The following is a 16,432-nucleotide window of genomic DNA, read 5'->3' as shown; positions in this document are numbered from 1 at the left end:
CTGCCGTCCATCATGTTTCAAGACCAACCGAGCGATATCTGTGTTGTCCGAACCCCATACTTCAACCCCCGTGCGCATCGGCTTTTTGTTAATGCCCAACTTTTCCTTGATTGCGTTTTCATCCGCAATCGAGCCTCTGCGCATGGCCAACTGGGTATCGGGCCAGTCACATTACGAAACCCTGCTGATCAGCCAGGACGGCCAGGCAGTCCCCAGCAGTGCCGGCGTATTGACTCAGGTCGAATACAGCATCGAGGACATTCCCGAACTGGACACGCTGTTTGTCTGCGGCGCCAGCCCCATCGCCCGCACCGGCAACGAGGAGATCATCGCCTGGCTGCGCCGGCTGCGTGGTTGCCAGATGGCGCTGGGCGGCATCGGCACCGGCTCCTACCTGCTGGCGTGCGCCGGGCTGCTCAACGATTGCCGCGCCACCATCCACTGGTGGGACCTGGAAAGTCTGCGCGAGGAGTTTCCTCAAACCCGGATGACCAACAACCTGTTTGAACTGGACAACAAGCGCTACACCTGCAGCGGAGGCACAGCCGCCATGGATATGATGCTGTCGCTGATCGGCCAGCTTCATGGCATGGAACTGGCCGCGTCCATTTCGGAGCAGTTTGTGCATGAACGTATCCGCTCCAGTGAAGACCCGCAGCGGGTCCCGCTGCGCACCCGGCTGGGCATCAGCCAGCCCAAACTGGTCGAGGCGGTACAGCTGATCGAAGCCAATATCGAGGAGCCGCTCAGCACCGACGACCTGGCTCACCATGTGGGCATTTCACGCCGCCACCTGGAGCGGCTGTTCAAGCGCCACCTGAACACCATGCCCTCCAAGTACTACCTCGAAATCCGCCTGGAGAAAGCGCGCCAGCTGCTGCGCCGCAGCGACAAGCCAATTCTGCAGGTCGGTCTCGACTGTGGCTTTACCAGCGCCTCCTATTTCAGCACGGCCTACCGCAACCATTACGGCCTGACACCGCGCGAAGAGCGCAAGAAACTGGCGGAACAGAAGCAGGACCTTCCCGCCAGCAGCGGCCTGAGCCGGTCGGTCCTGATGCCCGGCAGTGGCGAATAAATTCAACCGCTACCGAGTGCGCACCTTGGCCACATAGGGTGAGGTCATCGCCTGCAGCAGTACCGGATAGTTGACCCGAAACGTAATCACATCCCCGATCTGGACAGCACTGGAGCCCACATCCAGAATCATGTGATCACTGCTGCCGCCCAGAATTCTGATGCCTTCATTCACCGGCTCCAGCTCATCGATCGGTACATCCTGCTTGCCGATAGCCAGAATCGCACGGGTGTGGTCACCCACATCCTCGAACTCGGGTGTATTACCAAAGGCATCCATACCGCGCTCACCTTCGGGTACCGACCCCTTGACCTGCACCTCGATCACCTCGGCCTCCAGCGTGAAGATATCGCCGTGCATGCTCTCAATGAGCTTGCCTTTCGCCGTCTCACGCCCCAGCAACAGAGATTCACCCAGGCGCAGGTGGCTGATTCCGGCGGGCATCTCCCCTCTCAGCAACAACGGCAATGAGCTAGAGTTGCCACCCGAGACTACGCTCACCTCATGCCCCAGTTCACGGGCAATACTGTCCTTGATATCGAGCAGCTGCTCCATCTTCTCCCGGGTCGGCAGTATGCCGCCGTAACAGGTGAGGTTGGTGCCGATACCACACCAGTCGATATTCTTCTGCTGCAGAATAAAACGCCCCAGCTCCAGCACATGTTGCGGCAGCAACCCCTCGCGCAGATCGCCCAGCTCCACCATCAGGATGATGCGATGAAACACACCCGCAGCCCCGGCCGCCTCGGACAGCTTCGCTATGGTCACTTTTTCGGATACCAGACTGGTATCGGCGTACCCGACCACCTCGTCGACCTCATGCAGGCCTGGCAGCCGCAGCAACAAGGTTCTGCAGTTACCTGACAGGGACTTGATCCGCTTGAGGTTATCGAGGCGGGAGTCGGCAATTTCCACCGCTCCCTCTGCGAGCAACACCTGGACGATCTCTTCATGGGCACAGACGGCCTTGCTGACCGGCGTCCAGCCGATGGGGGAAACACTGGCAGCAAACAACTGATTCAGAAACCGGGTATTGTCTCTGAGCTTCGACTCACTCCAGAGCAATCGGGGGTATTTGGCCACAATCGAATTCCAGCAAATGGGTGTTTGACAAGGGAATAAAAAAGCCCGCCCCTGGCAAAGGCCAGAAGCAGGCTTTAACAATCAAGCTCGGATCAGAACGGTGACTGGGGCTTCAGCTCCGCATTTTCATCAGCCACGAAGGCTTCAGCCTCTTCACCCGGCTTGAGCTTCACGATCGAGAACCCGGTGATGGCATAGATGATAGAAATGATCGGCACGACAAAGTTCAGCACCGCGTAAGGCGCATATTCCAGGGCACTCACACCCAGAGTAGCCAGAATGAACACACCACAGGTATTCCACGGAATGAAGACTGATGTCAGCGTACCGCCATCTTCCAGTGCCCGTGACAGGTTCTTGGAATGCAGTCCACGTTCACGATATACCCGGGAGAACATCCGCGCCGGCACAACCACGGAGATGTACTGCTCGGAGCAGGTCGCGTTGGTAAGGAAGCAGGAACCGATAGTGGTCGGCACCAGCGCACGGGCGGACTTGGTCAGGCCTTTCATCTTATCGACGATCGCCTGCAGCATGCCGGTGTTTTCCAGCACACCACCAAAGGTCATCGCCACGATCGTCATCGAAACCGTGTACATCATGGAATCGATACCACCACGATTGAACAGGGAGTCGATCACCTCATTGCCTGACTCGATCACATAACCTTTCTGCAGCGCACTCATTGCAGTGGCAACATCATCACCCTGCATGAAGATCTGGCACAGGAAGCCGAGCACAACACCCACCATCAGCGCAGGCAGAGCCGGCACCTTTTTGGCCACCAGGACAATAACGGTCAGCGGCACCAGCAGCAGCCAGGGCGAAATGACAAAGCTCTGCTGCAACACTTCCAGCGTGGTGCTGATACGCGCCAGCTCGGTATCACCAGCCGCAAAACCGGTGCTGATATACCAGTAGACACCCAGCGCGATCAGCAGGCCCGGGATAGTGGTATAGAGCATGTGCTGAATATGCACGAAGAGATCGGTACCGGTCAGACCTGACGCCAGGTTGGTGGTATCAGACAGCGGAGACATCTTGTCACCGAAGTAGGAGCCGGTAATAACAGCACCTGCCACCATCGGCGCGGGAATACCCATGCTGATACCAATGCCCATACCGGCAATACCGATCGTACCCATAGTCGACCATGAGCTGCCAATGGCGATGGAGACTACTGCACACATCAGCGCAATAGAGACCAGGAAGAATTCCGGGCTCATCAGCTGCAGACCATAATAAATCATGGTGGCCACAATACCGCCGCCCATCCATGAGCCGATCGCCAGTCCTACAAGAATAATGATCACCACCGCAGGCAGCGCCAGACGAATGCCCTTATAGATACTTTCTTCAATGTCTTCCCAGCTGAATCCCTGCTTGGCAGCCACCAGCGCGGCGACTACGGTACCGAATGCCAAAGGAATATGAGGAGCCCCTTCCAGCACAACGATGGTAATCAGCATTGCGATCACCATCAGAACAATCGGCGTGATTGCCAACAAAAATGGCATTGGTCGGTTGTTTTGAATCATAGGAGTTCAACCTGTTTCTTTTGATATTTTTCCGAAAATTCGCATATACATGTTCATTACAGAAGCTTGACAGACTCCTTTTGTCGCAACTACGAAAAAGCATGTCGCATACGAGAAACCAATTCGGCGGAGAATTTTATATCAGACTTTAGTAAAATGCCTGCCCGGCGATGCAACACCGGCTGAAATGCCACCGACGCCAGCCGCCAGGCAACCGCCCCGCTCACTCCTGCTTGCAACCGTTTCTCCCTTCCCGGCACCGGTTCGGCAGAGCGGTGCTTTTTCAAAAAACCACGTCGTATACAGGCAATACTTTTTTGCCAGCCTCCCCTAGAGTAGTCCGATGCCCAGAATCGTTCGGGGCTTTCCATATCGTTGCCTAACGGGAGTCGCGTACCACCATGAACGCCGGTCTGAAAACAGGTATCCATCAGGCTCTGTCGCCGCTGGCCGAGCAGATCACCAGCACCTTCCCTGCTGCTGAAGCCGAGTCAATTCAGCTTTTCGCGCAGCATTTTTTCCAGGTGGCCTCAGCCGAGGATCTGGACGAGCAAAGCCCGGAAAGCCTCCGGGGGCCGTTGCTCTCCAGCTGGGAATTTGTGCAACAGTATGACCGCAAAGCTCCCAAGGTAAGGCTGTTCAATCCCGACCTGGAACAGCACGGCTGGCACAGCAGCCACACGGTGATCCAGCTGCTGTTCCCGGACATGCCCTTTCTGGTGGATTCGGTGCGCATGGCCCTCAACCAGGCCCAGATCGGCATCCACTCCATCTATAACACCGTCCTGCCAAGTAAACGTCAGGGCGATCAACTGACCGGCCTGGGCCAGGATGGGGATGCCGAATCATTTATCTATCTGGAAGTGGACCTGCAAAGTGATGCCGACTGCCTGCAGCAGTTGCGCCAGCGACTGAGTAAACTGCATACGCTGGTAGCTGCGGCGGTGGGTGACTATGCAGCCATGCGTGCCCGTGCCGCTGAACTCAGCGAGCAGCTGCGCAGCCGTGATAACAGTGATGCCATTGAAGCCGCCGACTTCCTCGATTGGCTGCAGGATGACAACTTCACGTTCATCGCCTGCGACCAGCTTGCCTTCACCGAAGAGCAAGGCAATTTTGTCGCCACCCGACTGGATGGCCAGGAACTTGGCACCCAGCGCCTGGCCAGCAAGGCCGAGCGCAGCCGCCGCTTCACCGAATTGAGCACCAGTGAGCGCTCGGCCATGCAGGAGCAGGCGCCGCTGCAACTGGCCAAGTACAGCCGCCGCTCGCGTATCCACCGCCCAGCCTACATGGATCTGGTGGTGGTCAAAACCTTCGACAGCGAAGGCCGGGTGAACGGAGAGCATCGCTTCTACGGTCTCTATACCCTGCCGGTCTACAGCGAACGCCTCGACCGTATTCCGCTGCTGCGACGCAAGCTGAACCGCGTAATCGAAGCCAGTGGCTTCAGTCGCTTTGGCCACAGCGGCAAGGCACTGGTGCAGATTCTGCACGAACTGCCCCGCGACGAGGTTGGCCTGTCATCCGATGACGAACTGCTGCAAACCGCACTGGGCGTTTTCAGCCTCCAGGAACGCCGCCGCGCCCGCCTGATGATGCGCCCCGATCGCTGTGGCAAGTTCGTCACTTTCCTGTATTACGTACCCCGCGACAGCTTCAATACCGAACTGAGACAGCAGGTACAGAAGATTCTGGCCAAGGCACTGAATACTCAGGAAATCGATTTCACCACCTACTACAGCGAATCCATCCTGGCCCGCGTGCATTTTGTCGCCCGCATCGACCCTGAAGCCATTGAAGCCTTCGATTTCGCGGCGGTAGAAACCGAGGTGGTGGCGATTTCACGCTCCTGGAACGACGATCTGCATCAGGCTCTGACCGATGAGTGCGGCGAAGCCCAGGGCAGTCAGCTGTCCAACCGCTTCCGATTCGCCTGCCCGCCCGCCTATCGTCAGCATTTCAGCCCGGCCAAGGCGGTCTTCGACCTGCGCCACCTGAATGCGCTGACCGCGGAACAGCCGATCGACATGAGCTTCTACCGCGTACTGGAACAAAGCTCCGATCTACTGCGCTTTAAACTGTTCCAGCGTGACCAGCCGCTGGTTCTGTCCGATGTGATCCCGGTTCTGGAGAACCTGGGCATGCGGGTACTGGGCGAGCACCCGTATCGACTGGATGCCGCCGATGGACAGACCTTCTGGATTCACGACTTCACGCTCAGCTATCAGCACGCCGACAGCGTGGAGCTGGAAGAAGTCCGCACCATTTTCCAGGACGCCTTTGCCGCGATCTGGTCAGGCCAGGCCGAAAATGACGCCTTCAACCAGCTGGTCATTGGTGCCGGTCTGAACTGGCGCGAAGTCGCCATGCTGCGCGCCTATGCGCGCTACAACCAGCAGCTGCGCTTCGGCTTCAGCCAGAGCTACATCGCAGCCACCCTGTCCCGCCATCTGCAGGTCAGCCGCCTGCTGGTCGCCCTGTTCCGGGCGCGCTTCGAGCCGGCTCGCCAGGCCCATGATCGCAACACGGCGGTCAGCGAGCGTCTTGAGAGCAGCATCCTCGACGCCCTGGATCAGATCGACAACCTGAACGATGACCAGATTCTGCGCCGCTACCTGGAACTGATGCAGGCAACCCTGCGCACCAACTATTTCCAGCCCGGCGAAGATGGCGGCCTGAAGAACTGCCTGTCGTTCAAGATCAACCCGCGTGCCATTGCCGACATTCCGCTGCCACGCCCCATGTTCGAGATCTTCGTTTACTCGCCACGCGTCGAGGGTGTCCACTTGCGCGGTGGCAAGGTGGCCCGTGGCGGCCTGCGCTGGTCTGACCGTCTGGAAGACTACCGCACCGAAGTGCTGGGACTGGTCAAGGCGCAGCAGGTGAAAAATGCCGTGATTGTGCCGGTGGGCGCCAAGGGCGGCTTTGTCGCCAAGCAGCTGGCCGAGAAAAACAGCCGCGAGGAGTTCCAGGCCGAAGGCGTTGCCTGCTACCGCCTGTTCATCAGTGCCCTGCTGGATGTCACCGACAACCTCCAGGGCGGCGAAGTAGTCCCGCCTGAGGCGGTGGTGCGCCACGACGAAGACGACCCCTACTTCGTGGTCGCCGCGGACAAGGGTACCGCCACCTTCTCTGACATCGCCAACGGCATCGCGGCCGAACGCGGCTTCTGGCTGGGTGACGCCTTCGCCTCTGGCGGCTCTGTCGGCTACGACCACAAGGGCATGGGCATCACCGCTCGCGGTGCCTGGGAATCGGTCAAGCTGCACTTCCGTGAGCTGGGACTCGACACCCAAAGCGAAGCGTTCACGGTTGTCGGCATCGGCGATATGGGCGGTGATGTGTTCGGTAACGGCATGCTGCTGTCTGAACATATTCGACTGGTCGCGGCCTTCAACCACCAGCATATCTTTATCGATCCCAACCCGGATGCGGCCGCCAGCTATGCCGAGCGCAAGCGCCTGTTCAACCTGCCCCGTTCCAGCTGGGAGGATTACAGCGCTGAACTGATCTCGGCCGGCGGCGGCGTGTTCTCGCGCAATGCCAAGTCGATCACGCTCAGCGACGAAATTCGCGCGCGCTTCGACATCACAGCCGAACGCCTGTCGCCCAACGAGCTGATCCGCGCCCTGCTCAAGTCACCGGTTGACCTGATCTGGAACGGCGGTATCGGCACCTACGTCAAGGCCAGCCAGGAAACCCATGCCGATGCCGGCGACAAGGCCAACGACCTGTTGCGCATCAATGGCAGCGAGCTGCGTTGCCGTGTGCTCGGCGAAGGCGGCAACCTGGGCTTCACCCAGCTGGGTCGTATCGAATTCTGCGAGAAGGGTGGCAAGGCCAATACCGACTTCATCGATAACGCCGGTGGTGTGGATTGCTCCGACCACGAGGTCAATATCAAGATCCTGCTCAACGAAGTCGTGGCCGAGGGCGACCTGACGCCCAAGCAGCGCAACGAGCTGCTGCGCGACATGACCGATGGCGTCGCCGAACTGGTATTGCAGAACAACTATGACCAGGCACTGGCAATCAGCAACGCCGAACGTCATGCCCGCCAGGCACCGGACGAGTACATCCGCCTGATCCGCACGCTTGAGCAGAGCGGTCGCCTCGACCGTGCACTGGAGTTCATCCGCGACGACGAGCGACTGGAAGAGCTCAAGGCTCGAGGACAGGGCCTGACCCGTCCTGAGCTGTCGGTATTGATCTCCTACAGCAAGGCGGCCCTCAAGGAGCAGCTGATCGACTCCCCGCTGATCGAAGACGACCACCTCGGCCGCGAGCTGCTGACCGCCTTCCCCGGTCAGTTGCTGCAGCGCTACCCCGAGCAGTTGATGCAGCACCGTCTGCGTCGCGAGATTCTGGCGACCCAGTTGGCCAACGAGCTGGTCAACCACGTTGGCATCACTTTTGTCGACCAGCTTGGCCAGAGCACCGGTGCATCAGCGGCCGACATCGTACGTGCCTGGGTGATCGCACGTGATGTCTTCGATACCCGCTCGATCTGGCAGCAGATCCACGCACTGGATAACCAGGTCAGCAGCGAACTGCAACAGCAGATGCTCACCAGCCTGAGCGGGCTGATGCGTCGTGCCACCCGCTGGTTCCTGCGTCAGGCGGAATTCAACCGTCCCACGGCCGAGCTCGTTGCACAGTATGGCAAGGGCATCCGCACGCTGATCGACCAGTTGCCACAACTGCTGTGCGACACCCCTGAAGCCAGCTGCAGCGCACCGCTCGAATCACTGGTTAAGGCCGGGGTCGATCAAACGCTGGCGGCCCGCCTGGCCGTTGTGGATAACCTCGACCAGCTGCTGGGCATCGCCGTCGTCGCCGACCAGACCGGACAGGAGATCGACCAGGTAGCCGGACTCTATTTCAGCCTGGGGCAGCAGCTGAAGTTGCACAACTTTGCTGCAGCGTTGGCCGATATGCCGGTTGAAACCCAGTGGCAGGCACTGGCTATCGAAGGCTTGAAGGATGTGCTGACCAGCAGCCAGCTCAGCATCAGCTGCACGCTGATGCAGGCACAGGTTGACCCCGGAGCCGATGCACTGGAAGCCTGGAAAACACGCAACCGTCCGCAACTGGAACGCTGGCTGCAGCTGTGCCAGGAAGCCAAAGGCCCCTCCCGGGATGTTGCGCTGTTTACCGTTGCTGCCAGCGAGCTCAAGGAACTGGCCAGCCGCCACTGACGCTCATGCGCCGAAGCCATTTGGCTTCGGCGTTTCTTATTGAACAGACCGATTGAATAAAACAGATACGAGATTGCCAAGATGACCGCCTACCAGACAATTCCTGTTGCCGATCATATTTTCACCATCAAACGTGCCAAAGCCGACAGCTGGTGGGTGACGCGTTCTGACATTACCGCCTACGGACGCCGTAGCGGCATGCCGCGTGTGGTTTTTTTCGCGACCAGCGAAGCCGAAGTAAATGCCTGGCTGGACTCACGCGAAAAGCCGTTTTTTGTCCGTTCCGAATACTGATTCGGTGAACAAACTGCCGGCCGCTCGCACCGAGCCGCACTACCTGCAGTACTAAAAGCGCCAAAACGGTTCCGATCCACAGGGGACAATGCCCGCCAGCCGTGCTTATCCGGCCAGCGGGCGCTCCAGCCTGGCTAACTGAATCTGTCCCGCCTGCATCACTCCGCTCAAACCGCCTTCAACGCGGCACCCTCAGCGTCAGTTGCCCATCCCGCTGTACCAGCTCGAGATGCTGCATGAAGCTCATCCCCAGCAGTACGGTGTCATCCGGCATAAAGGGGTTGATACTGGCCGGCACGTCACGCAGCTCTATACCGCCCAACTGCACCCGATCCAGCTCGGTGGCGTAGACGCTGATCACGCCGTTGGCGGTTATCGTCTTCTGCTCGGCACCGCGTCTCAGGCCCAGTTGCGGGGCCAGGGTTTCAGGCACGCTGACCCGGGTGGCACCGGTATCCAGCAGAAAGGTGACAGGTTGGCCGTTGATCCGACCCGGTGCCACGTAGTGACCGGCCCGGTTGCGATTGAGCACCACCTCACCACTGCCCGCTTCCACCAGTGTCAGGTGCTGATTGGGATTGCGCTGCTCACCAACAAAATCGTTGAAATAGACCGTCAACAGGGTCAGCAACACGATCCAGGTCATGTAGTGCATCCCTTTGGCCAGCCCACGGCGGGTTGAATCCGGGTCCTGATATTCCGACATCTGCGTTACCTTGCTCTTTTTCCCTGAGACCTCAAGAACAGCCGCTTTACTCCCCTGAATCCGTCCAGGAAGTCAGTCAACTGCACTCAAAACAGATCGATCTGCGGCGCCACCAGCTGGGCGAAGGACTCACCAATGAACGGCAGGATGGTATCGGCCACCGGCAACAGCTGCTTGTCGACATAATGCTGGTAGTCGATCGGTGAACGCAACAGCTCCACCGGCTCGGGACCGTTTACGGTAATGACGTAGGCGATGCTGTCACCGACGCGGTAGGCCGGTGGCAGCCCTTGGCGGCGTCGCTCATCTTCGAGCTGCTGGGCGGCCCGTACGTGAGGTGGCCGGTTGCGGGTATAGGCGTCCAGCGGCTGACGGATACGGCGGCGGTAGACCAGATCCTCGTCACAGTCACCGGCAAACACCGCCCGTACCCGCTGCTGCAGCATGAACCGCCAGGGGCGATCATGAAAGATACAGTCGTAGAGCGCCTGCTGGAACTCGCGCGCCAGCGGCGTCCAGTCGGTACGTACCGACTCCAGGCCGCGGAACACCATGGCCTCGTTGCCATCGCTCTGGCGCTTGAGCCCGGCGTAGCGCTTCTTGCTGCCCTTTTCCGAATGGCGCATGCGTGGCATCAGGAAGCGGCTGTAATGGGCCTCGTACTGCAGCTCCAGCGCGCTGTCGATATCGAAACGCTGGCGCAGCTGCTCACGCCACCAGTGGTTAAGCTCGGCTGCCAGCCGCTCACCATAGGCATCCGTGTCCCGGTCAGGCCAGTCATCGCCAAGCCAGACAAATACCGAATCGGTATCACCGTAGATCACGGTATGGCCATAAGTAGCTTCGATATGCTCGGCGGTCTGCTGCAGGATCTGGTGGCCGCGCAGGGTGATGGAGCCGGACAGGCGCTGATCGAAGAAACGACACACCCGCGAACCAAGCACGCCGTAGCAGGCGTTCATCTGGATCTTGATCGCCTGTGACAGCGCCGAGTTGCCCTCGCGCTTGGCAGCATCACGGGCGCCCCAGAGGCGCTCGATAATACCGGGCAGCAGCGCATGGCGGCGATCGAAAATAGCGTGATGGAACCCCGGCACCAGCGCCTCGGGTGGAGCATCGCCGCGGGTACCCAGCGCCAGCCCCAGCGGGTCGATCTGGAAACTGCGAATGATGCTCGGGTACAGGCTCTTGAAGTCGAGCACCAGCACATGACGGTAGAGCCCCGGGCGCGACTCCATGACGAAGCCGCCTGGCACCTCCAGGTCGCCCTGTCCCGATGCGTATTCCGGTGCAACGAAACCGGCACGATGCAGCCTGGGCAGGTAGAGGTTGTCGAACGCCTGCGACGAGCCACCGACCTTATCCAGCGCCAGCCCGGTCAGTCGCGCCCGCTCCAGCAGATAGGGCACCAGCTCCGCTTTCTCGAAGATCTCGGTGACCAGACGACAGTCTTCCAGGTTGTAGCGTGCCAGCGCCTCGGGCTCTTCGCGGTATAGCCGCTGAATTTCCTCGCCGCGATCATCGGGGTCGTGGATCAATTTTCCGCGGCCGAGCAGCTCGCGGGCAACGAACTCCAGGCTGTAACGCTCGAATTGCCAGGTGGCGCCCTTGAGGGTATCGATGCCATCCAGCACCACGCGGCCGTTGAGGCGGGCAAACCAGCGTCCGGTCTGCGACTGCTCCACCCGCAACGGCTGGTCATCACGCCCCAGGCAAAGACGAATGCCCAATGCCCTGGCCCGCTGCTCCAGCACACGCAGGTCGAAGCCGATCACGTTCCAGCCGATCAGCAGGTCCGGGTTCATGCGCCGCATCTGGTCCATCAGCGCCACCAGCAAGGCGCGCTCACCGGCACAGGGAATGATGCCCGCTGCCGGCGGGATCTCGCCGTTGAACAGCACTACCTCCTCCTCGCCGCACTGCAGTGCGATGGACAGGATACGGTCGGCCCTGAGCGTGGTCTCGATATCCAGCGACAGCAGCCGGAGGCTGGGGATAAAGGGATCACGGGCCAGTGCAGGTTTGCCATCCCTGTGGGTAAGACGTGCCCCGGCAAAGATGCCACGTTCGATCAGGTAGCGGTCGACCGGGCGGATATCCTCCTCCATCAGGCCGATACCGGCCTGCTGCAGGCGGCTCAGCGCCTCGTGCCAGTCCGCAAGACTGTCAGCATACAAGCCGCACACGGGTTCATGAGACAGAGAGTTCAGCGCCAGCGGCCGCAGGGTGCAGCCGCGCAGATCGGCCACCAGGGAGGCGGCCCGTTCACGGTCGGACTCACGCAGGAAGGCAACCGCCGACTCACCGTCGATCAGCACCTCTTCGGCACCGGAGGCGGTACGCAACCAGTAGCTCAACTGCAAGCGCCCCCGATGGTCGCGCTGGCGGCGGGTCAGCGGCAGGCCGACCAGGCTATCCGCTTCAGGCGACATAAGGGGCGGCATCGCGGGCCGTCATCAGTGTCCGAAGGGCTCCACGGTTTCCAGGTTGGGGAAGTGCTGCAACAGGGTGTCGCGGTCCTCGTGCTGAAACAGCAGCTTGAGGTTGGGGCCGGCATCCATGGTGAAATAGACCTGGAGGCCCTGCTCACGCAGCTGCCAGACCTTCTGCATCGCCGCCACCGATTCCGGCTGCCAGTACAGCAGAGGCGGCCAGGAGGCGATCATGGTAGCGTGCATCGACAGGGCATTCTGCTCGGCGGTCTGGCCCAGCAGAGCGAAATCGCGCTCGGTGATCGCCTGCTGCAACTTGCTCAGGTCGGCGGCCGCCTGCAGCGGCCAGCTCTGGTACAGGTGGGCCGTTTCCACCGTGCGCTGCATGCCGGAACGGGAATCGGTGGCCTTCTCTCCGGCGTCGACCTCGACCAGGCCGATACAGAACCCGGGCCAGGCCTGATCCAGCTGAACACCGTGACTGTCCAGGCCATCTTCCCGCTGGCCCATCTCCCATTCGACAAAGCCGGTGAACAGCGAGCGGCAGGCACTGCCGCTGCCCATCCTTGCCAGGATCGAGAGATGCTCGGGCGGAAGATCCAGCGCCAGGGCGTCATTGAGCGCCAGTGTCAGCGCGGCAAAGCCCGAAGCCGACGAGGCCAGCCCCGCCGCGGTGGGGATGTTGTTGCGGGTTTCCACCCGGAAGTAAAGATCCTGGTCACGACGGAACAGATCGATGAATTCGCTGACCTTCTGGCTGAATTTCGCCCCCGGCTGCAGCTGCTGGCCGTTCAGCCAGACCTCGTCGACCTGAGCCTCGACCGGGATCAGTCGGGTGTGGGAGCCGAGGTAATCCAGCGACACTGACAGGGAGGCGTTGATCGGCAGATTGAGCTCGCGATCACGCTTGCCCCAGTACTTGCACAGGGCGATGTTGCTGGGCGCAAAATGCTCTGCCGAAGCCGAGGCCTTGACCACTTTCGGCAGCAGTCGCTCAACCACTTCAGTTCGTTTCATAAGAGATCTCCACTCCTGTTGCCGCCACCGATACCGGAATCGCTTCCCAGGGCAGTTCGGATTCAACCAGGCCCAGTGCCAACACGCAGTCCCCCAGCCCCGAGCCGGAGATCTTCGCGCCCTGCACACCAGGCTCGGCACGCAGGCGATGGATCATCTCGGCCAGGGTCGCATCGCAGACACCCAGTGCATCCATCAACCCCTGGTAGATGTTCATCAGTTCGCCCAGTGCCGACCAGTCCTGATCTCGCACCGCCTGCTCGGCGGCTCGGCTGGTCTGCCCCATCATCCGGTAGAGACCGGCGTAGAGTTCGGGCTGACGGGTCGCCTTCTGCTCCACCAGCGCCAGCACATCCGGGGTCTTCATCTTATAACCACTATAGTAGAGCGCAATCGGCGGCAGGCCGCACAGCGGACGCACTTCAGCGGGTGCCATGTCATAACCGATCACGCCGCCGTAGATACTGGCCGCCAGGTCGGTACCCGAGCCACGGCCGTTCTGCACCTGATGCACGGCCGCCAGAGCAACGGGAAAGAGGCTCTCGGGGTCGGTACTCTGTCCGGCATAGGCCGCCACTGCGGCCGTGGTCGCCGCCGTGACCGCGGCCGAGGAGCCCAGGCCGACGGTATGGGAAAAACCGGAGCGAATGGTCAGCTCGAAACCCTGCTGCAGCTTTGGCTGATAGCGTTCAATTACGGCCAGCACGAAGGCCAGTTCCGGCATGGGCTCAAGCTGATCCAGCGAGCCCCGGTATTGCCCCAGTGCACTGTCGACCAACACCTGCCGGTCGGGGCGCGGCACCAATTTTACAGCCAGTCTCGCATCCACCGCGCACGCCAGCGCCGGTTCACCGAACAGCACGGCATGTTCGCCCATCAGCATGATGCTGCCCGGGGCACTGACCTCAATCTTCGAGTATGCGGACACCTTCAGGATCCTCCTTTAATACGCCCCAATGCCATTCCGCTTGCAACGGCAGCTGTGCCGGCGTCATCCCTTCCGGCAACAGCAGCAACATGAGCCCGCCCTGATCACCCGAGACAGCGCCGGCACCACAGACCTTGGCCGCGCCACCGGCCTGCTCCACCTGTTCGGCCAAGCGCTGTAACGGCGCCGGCACCACACCGATGCGGGTCAGCAAGCGGTGGTTGCGCCGGATCGGTTCGATCAGGCTGTCGCCGGCCAGCAGGGTGGTCTCGAAGGCACGGGTGGTGTCGGCAAATTCGTCCCAGATGGCGGCGCCGGCAAAATTGCGCCTCACCTGATCGACACAGGCACCGGTGCTGCAGGCCGGCGTGCCGGTAAACAGCCAGAAAAAGCCCTTACCCAACCCCTGTGCCGGCAGCGGCAGGCGCTCGACCTGCTCGCCCTGCACTTTGACCAGACCGCCTGAACAGACTGCTGCGGCGTCGATGATGCTGCCGCGGCCATGCTGCAGGCGCTCGCAGTGGCGTACCTGGCGGATCAGTTCGTCGAGGTTATCAAAGTGCCCAAACAGTTTGAGCAGCGCAGCGATCAGTGCCGCCGAGGACCCCATGCCGGCCCCAATGGGAATGTCGGAATCGATACGTAGACTACCCTGCGGGCGGATATCCAGCCCGGACAGGACGCGCGCCATGTCAACGGCATAAAAGGCCAGCTCGGCCGGTTTCTGCAGAATGCGGGTGATCGGCAGTTCGCCGCGAAGGTAGCGTTCGAAATGGCTGTCGAGACGGCGGCGCAGGCTGGCCAGTTTGTCCAGCCCGAGTACATGGGTGCGTTCCTGCGCGTGCCAGCTCAGCCGCGGCAGCTTGTCAGGCTGGTAGTGAATTCGCATGTGGCGGTCCACCGCCAGCGCCAGTGCCGGTGAACCGTAGACGACCGCATGTTCACCGCTGAGGATAATTTTCCCCGGCGCGCAGGCGGTCGGCATCAGCAGGGAACGTATTCGCGTTTGTGGTGGTAGATTCCGGCGAGGCGGAAACGACCTGTGGTGCCTTCGGCAAAGCTGTGCTCTTCGCCGTCAACAGGTACCTGATTGCGATACAGCTGCAGGTATTCATCGTGGCCGATCTCCTGACGTGCAGCCAGCAGCTCGCGGTGATGCTGAATATGCAGTGCATCGCGATAACCTTCGGTCACGGTGCCGGAGAAAAACTCGCCGACGCAGCCGGAGCCGTAGCTGAAGAAACCGATCCGCTTGCCGGACAGGTCTTCCTCGGTATTTTCCAGCAGCGAGGTCAGACCGATGTACATGGAGGCGGTGTAGCTGTTGCCGATAATACGGTTGTACAACAGGGTATCGCTGATCTGTGCTTCCTGCTCGTCGGGTGACAGACCGGCCTTGTTGTGGCGTACCAGCTGCTGATGCGCCTTCTGTGCCATGCGGCTGAACGGCAGGTGGTAGCAGAAACGGCTGAAGTCACCGAATTCCAGGTCGCTGACCTCACGGAAATTGTCCCAGGCCTTTTTCAGTGCCTTGAGGTAGATCTTGGTGGAATACTTGCCATCCACCAGCGCCGTCGAGCGGTAGTTGGGACGCCAGAAGTCCATGACATCTTCGGTGTAGTTGCCCACTTCGGGGGCGATGCTGACCAGGCGAGGATTGCTGCTGACCAGCATGGCCACGGCACCACAGCCCTGGGTTGCTTCCCCGGGAGTGTCCAGATCATAACGGGCGATGTCGGAGGCGATCACCAGCACCTTGGTGTCGGGCTTGCGTGCCACCAGTGCACAGGCCATCTGCAGTGCCGCGGTGGCGCTGTAGCAGGCCTGTTTCATCTCAACGACACGGCAATTGCTGTTGAGGCCCAGCAGGCGGTGCGCATAGATACCCGCCGCCTTTGACTGGTCGATGCCGGTCTCGGTGGCGAACATCAGCGTACTGATCGCGTCGGGTCCGACACGCTCGACCAGCGGCAACGCGGCATTGGCCGCCATGGTGACGATGTCTTCGTCAGGCGCCGCCATACCCATCTTCTCCTGACCGATGCCGGTGTAGTACTTTTCCGGGTCCGTCCCCTGTACTTCAGCCAGCGTTTTCAGGTCGAGATAGTAGTTGGAGGTGTAAAAGCTGATTTCGTCAATACCAACGGACATACTA

The 16,432-nt window shown here is 60.6% G+C and carries 11 protein-coding genes; 3 read left to right on the top strand and 8 right to left on the bottom strand.

The features are described from left to right. Window positions 1-40 precede the first annotated feature (40 nt). Complete coding sequence (locus ABD013_RS08200) at window positions 41-1,078, top strand: GlxA family transcriptional regulator (protein ID WP_343804741.1); 1,038 nt, start codon at window positions 41-43, stop codon at window positions 1,076-1,078. Window positions 1,079-1,087: 9 nt separating this feature from the next. On the opposite strand, the gene ABD013_RS08195 is transcribed toward ABD013_RS08200, so the two are convergent. Both ABD013_RS08195 and nhaC read right to left on the bottom strand, forming a co-directional pair. Then, a complete protein-coding gene (locus ABD013_RS08195; protein ID WP_343804740.1) occupies window positions 1,088-2,161 on the bottom strand; it encodes an alanine/ornithine racemase family PLP-dependent enzyme in 1,074 nt (357 codons plus the stop codon). A gap of 92 nt (window positions 2,162-2,253) precedes the next feature. Continuing rightward, entirely contained in the window at window positions 2,254-3,678 is a 1,425-nt protein-coding gene (gene nhaC / locus ABD013_RS08190) for a Na+/H+ antiporter NhaC (protein WP_343805777.1), read from the bottom strand. Window positions 3,679-4,100: 422 nt separating this feature from the next. Between nhaC and ABD013_RS08185 the strand changes: the two genes are divergently transcribed. Together ABD013_RS08185 and ABD013_RS08180 are read left to right on the top strand one after the other, a co-directional pair. Beyond that, window positions 4,101-8,900, top strand: a complete 4,800-nt coding sequence (locus tag ABD013_RS08185; RefSeq protein WP_343804738.1) for an NAD-glutamate dehydrogenase — start codon at window positions 4,101-4,103, stop codon at window positions 8,898-8,900. Window positions 8,901-8,981: 81 nt separating this feature from the next. Next, window positions 8,982-9,194, top strand: a complete 213-nt coding sequence (locus tag ABD013_RS08180; RefSeq protein ID WP_343804736.1) for a hypothetical protein — start codon at window positions 8,982-8,984, stop codon at window positions 9,192-9,194. Between the two features lie 178 nt (window positions 9,195-9,372). Here ABD013_RS08180 and ABD013_RS08175 read toward each other — a convergent pair whose 3' ends face one another. The 6 genes from ABD013_RS08175 to ABD013_RS08150 form a co-directional block, all read right to left on the bottom strand. Beyond that, window positions 9,373-9,900, bottom strand: a complete 528-nt coding sequence (locus ABD013_RS08175; RefSeq protein ID WP_343804735.1) for a retropepsin-like aspartic protease family protein — start codon at window positions 9,898-9,900, stop codon at window positions 9,373-9,375. A gap of 86 nt (window positions 9,901-9,986) precedes the next feature. Continuing rightward, window positions 9,987-12,344: a DNA polymerase II gene (locus ABD013_RS08170; protein WP_343804733.1), complete on the bottom strand. Its 2,358-nt coding sequence runs from the start codon at window positions 12,342-12,344 to the stop codon at window positions 9,987-9,989. A 12-nt stretch (window positions 12,345-12,356) separates the two neighbouring features. Further along, window positions 12,357-13,349 carry a diphosphomevalonate decarboxylase gene (mvaD, locus tag ABD013_RS08165; protein WP_343804731.1) on the bottom strand — a complete coding sequence of 331 codons (993 nt, stop codon included), beginning with the start codon at window positions 13,347-13,349 and terminating at the stop codon, window positions 12,357-12,359. Then, window positions 13,336-14,277 (bottom strand): mevalonate kinase, encoded by a 942-nt coding sequence (mvk, locus tag ABD013_RS08160; RefSeq protein ID WP_343804729.1) that lies wholly within the window; start codon window positions 14,275-14,277, stop codon window positions 13,336-13,338. Before mvk ends, mvaD begins: the two co-directional genes overlap by 14 nt. After that, the gene (locus tag ABD013_RS08155) at window positions 14,255-15,262 is read right to left on the bottom strand and encodes a mevalonate kinase family protein (protein WP_343804727.1); all 1,008 of its coding nucleotides are present in this window, start codon (window positions 15,260-15,262) and stop codon (window positions 14,255-14,257) included. Before ABD013_RS08155 ends, mvk begins: the two co-directional genes overlap by 23 nt. Then, the gene (locus ABD013_RS08150) at window positions 15,262-16,428 is read right to left on the bottom strand and encodes a hydroxymethylglutaryl-CoA synthase (RefSeq protein ID WP_343804725.1); all 1,167 of its coding nucleotides are present in this window, start codon (window positions 16,426-16,428) and stop codon (window positions 15,262-15,264) included. Before ABD013_RS08150 ends, ABD013_RS08155 begins: the two co-directional genes overlap by 1 nt. Between the last annotated feature and the right edge of the window lie 4 nt (window positions 16,429-16,432).

Origin of the sequence: Marinobacterium maritimum (genome assembly GCF_039523155.1) — a bacterium.
Taxonomy (GTDB): domain Bacteria; phylum Pseudomonadota; class Gammaproteobacteria; order Pseudomonadales; family Balneatricaceae; genus Marinobacterium; species Marinobacterium maritimum.
Note: the sequence above shows the minus strand (reverse complement) of the source record. Positions and strands in the feature narration are given on the sequence as shown.

Coding starts and splice junctions, on each gene's coding strand:
- nhaC (WP_343805777.1), bottom strand. CDS start 3,678: ATGCCATTTTTGTTGGCAATCACGCCGATTGTTCTGATGGTGATCGCA.
- ABD013_RS08185 (WP_343804738.1), top strand. CDS start 4,101: ATGAACGCCGGTCTGAAAACAGGTATCCATCAGGCTCTGTCGCCGCTG.
- ABD013_RS08180 (WP_343804736.1), top strand. CDS start 8,982: ATGACCGCCTACCAGACAATTCCTGTTGCCGATCATATTTTCACCATC.
- ABD013_RS08175 (WP_343804735.1), bottom strand. CDS start 9,900: ATGTCGGAATATCAGGACCCGGATTCAACCCGCCGTGGGCTGGCCAAA.
- ABD013_RS08170 (WP_343804733.1), bottom strand. CDS start 12,344: ATGCCGCCCCTTATGTCGCCTGAAGCGGATAGCCTGGTCGGCCTGCCG.
- mvaD (WP_343804731.1), bottom strand. CDS start 13,349: ATGAAACGAACTGAAGTGGTTGAGCGACTGCTGCCGAAAGTGGTCAAG.
- ABD013_RS08155 (WP_343804727.1), bottom strand. CDS start 15,262: ATGCCGACCGCCTGCGCGCCGGGGAAAATTATCCTCAGCGGTGAACAT.
- ABD013_RS08150 (WP_343804725.1), bottom strand. CDS start 16,428: ATGTCCGTTGGTATTGACGAAATCAGCTTTTACACCTCCAACTACTAT.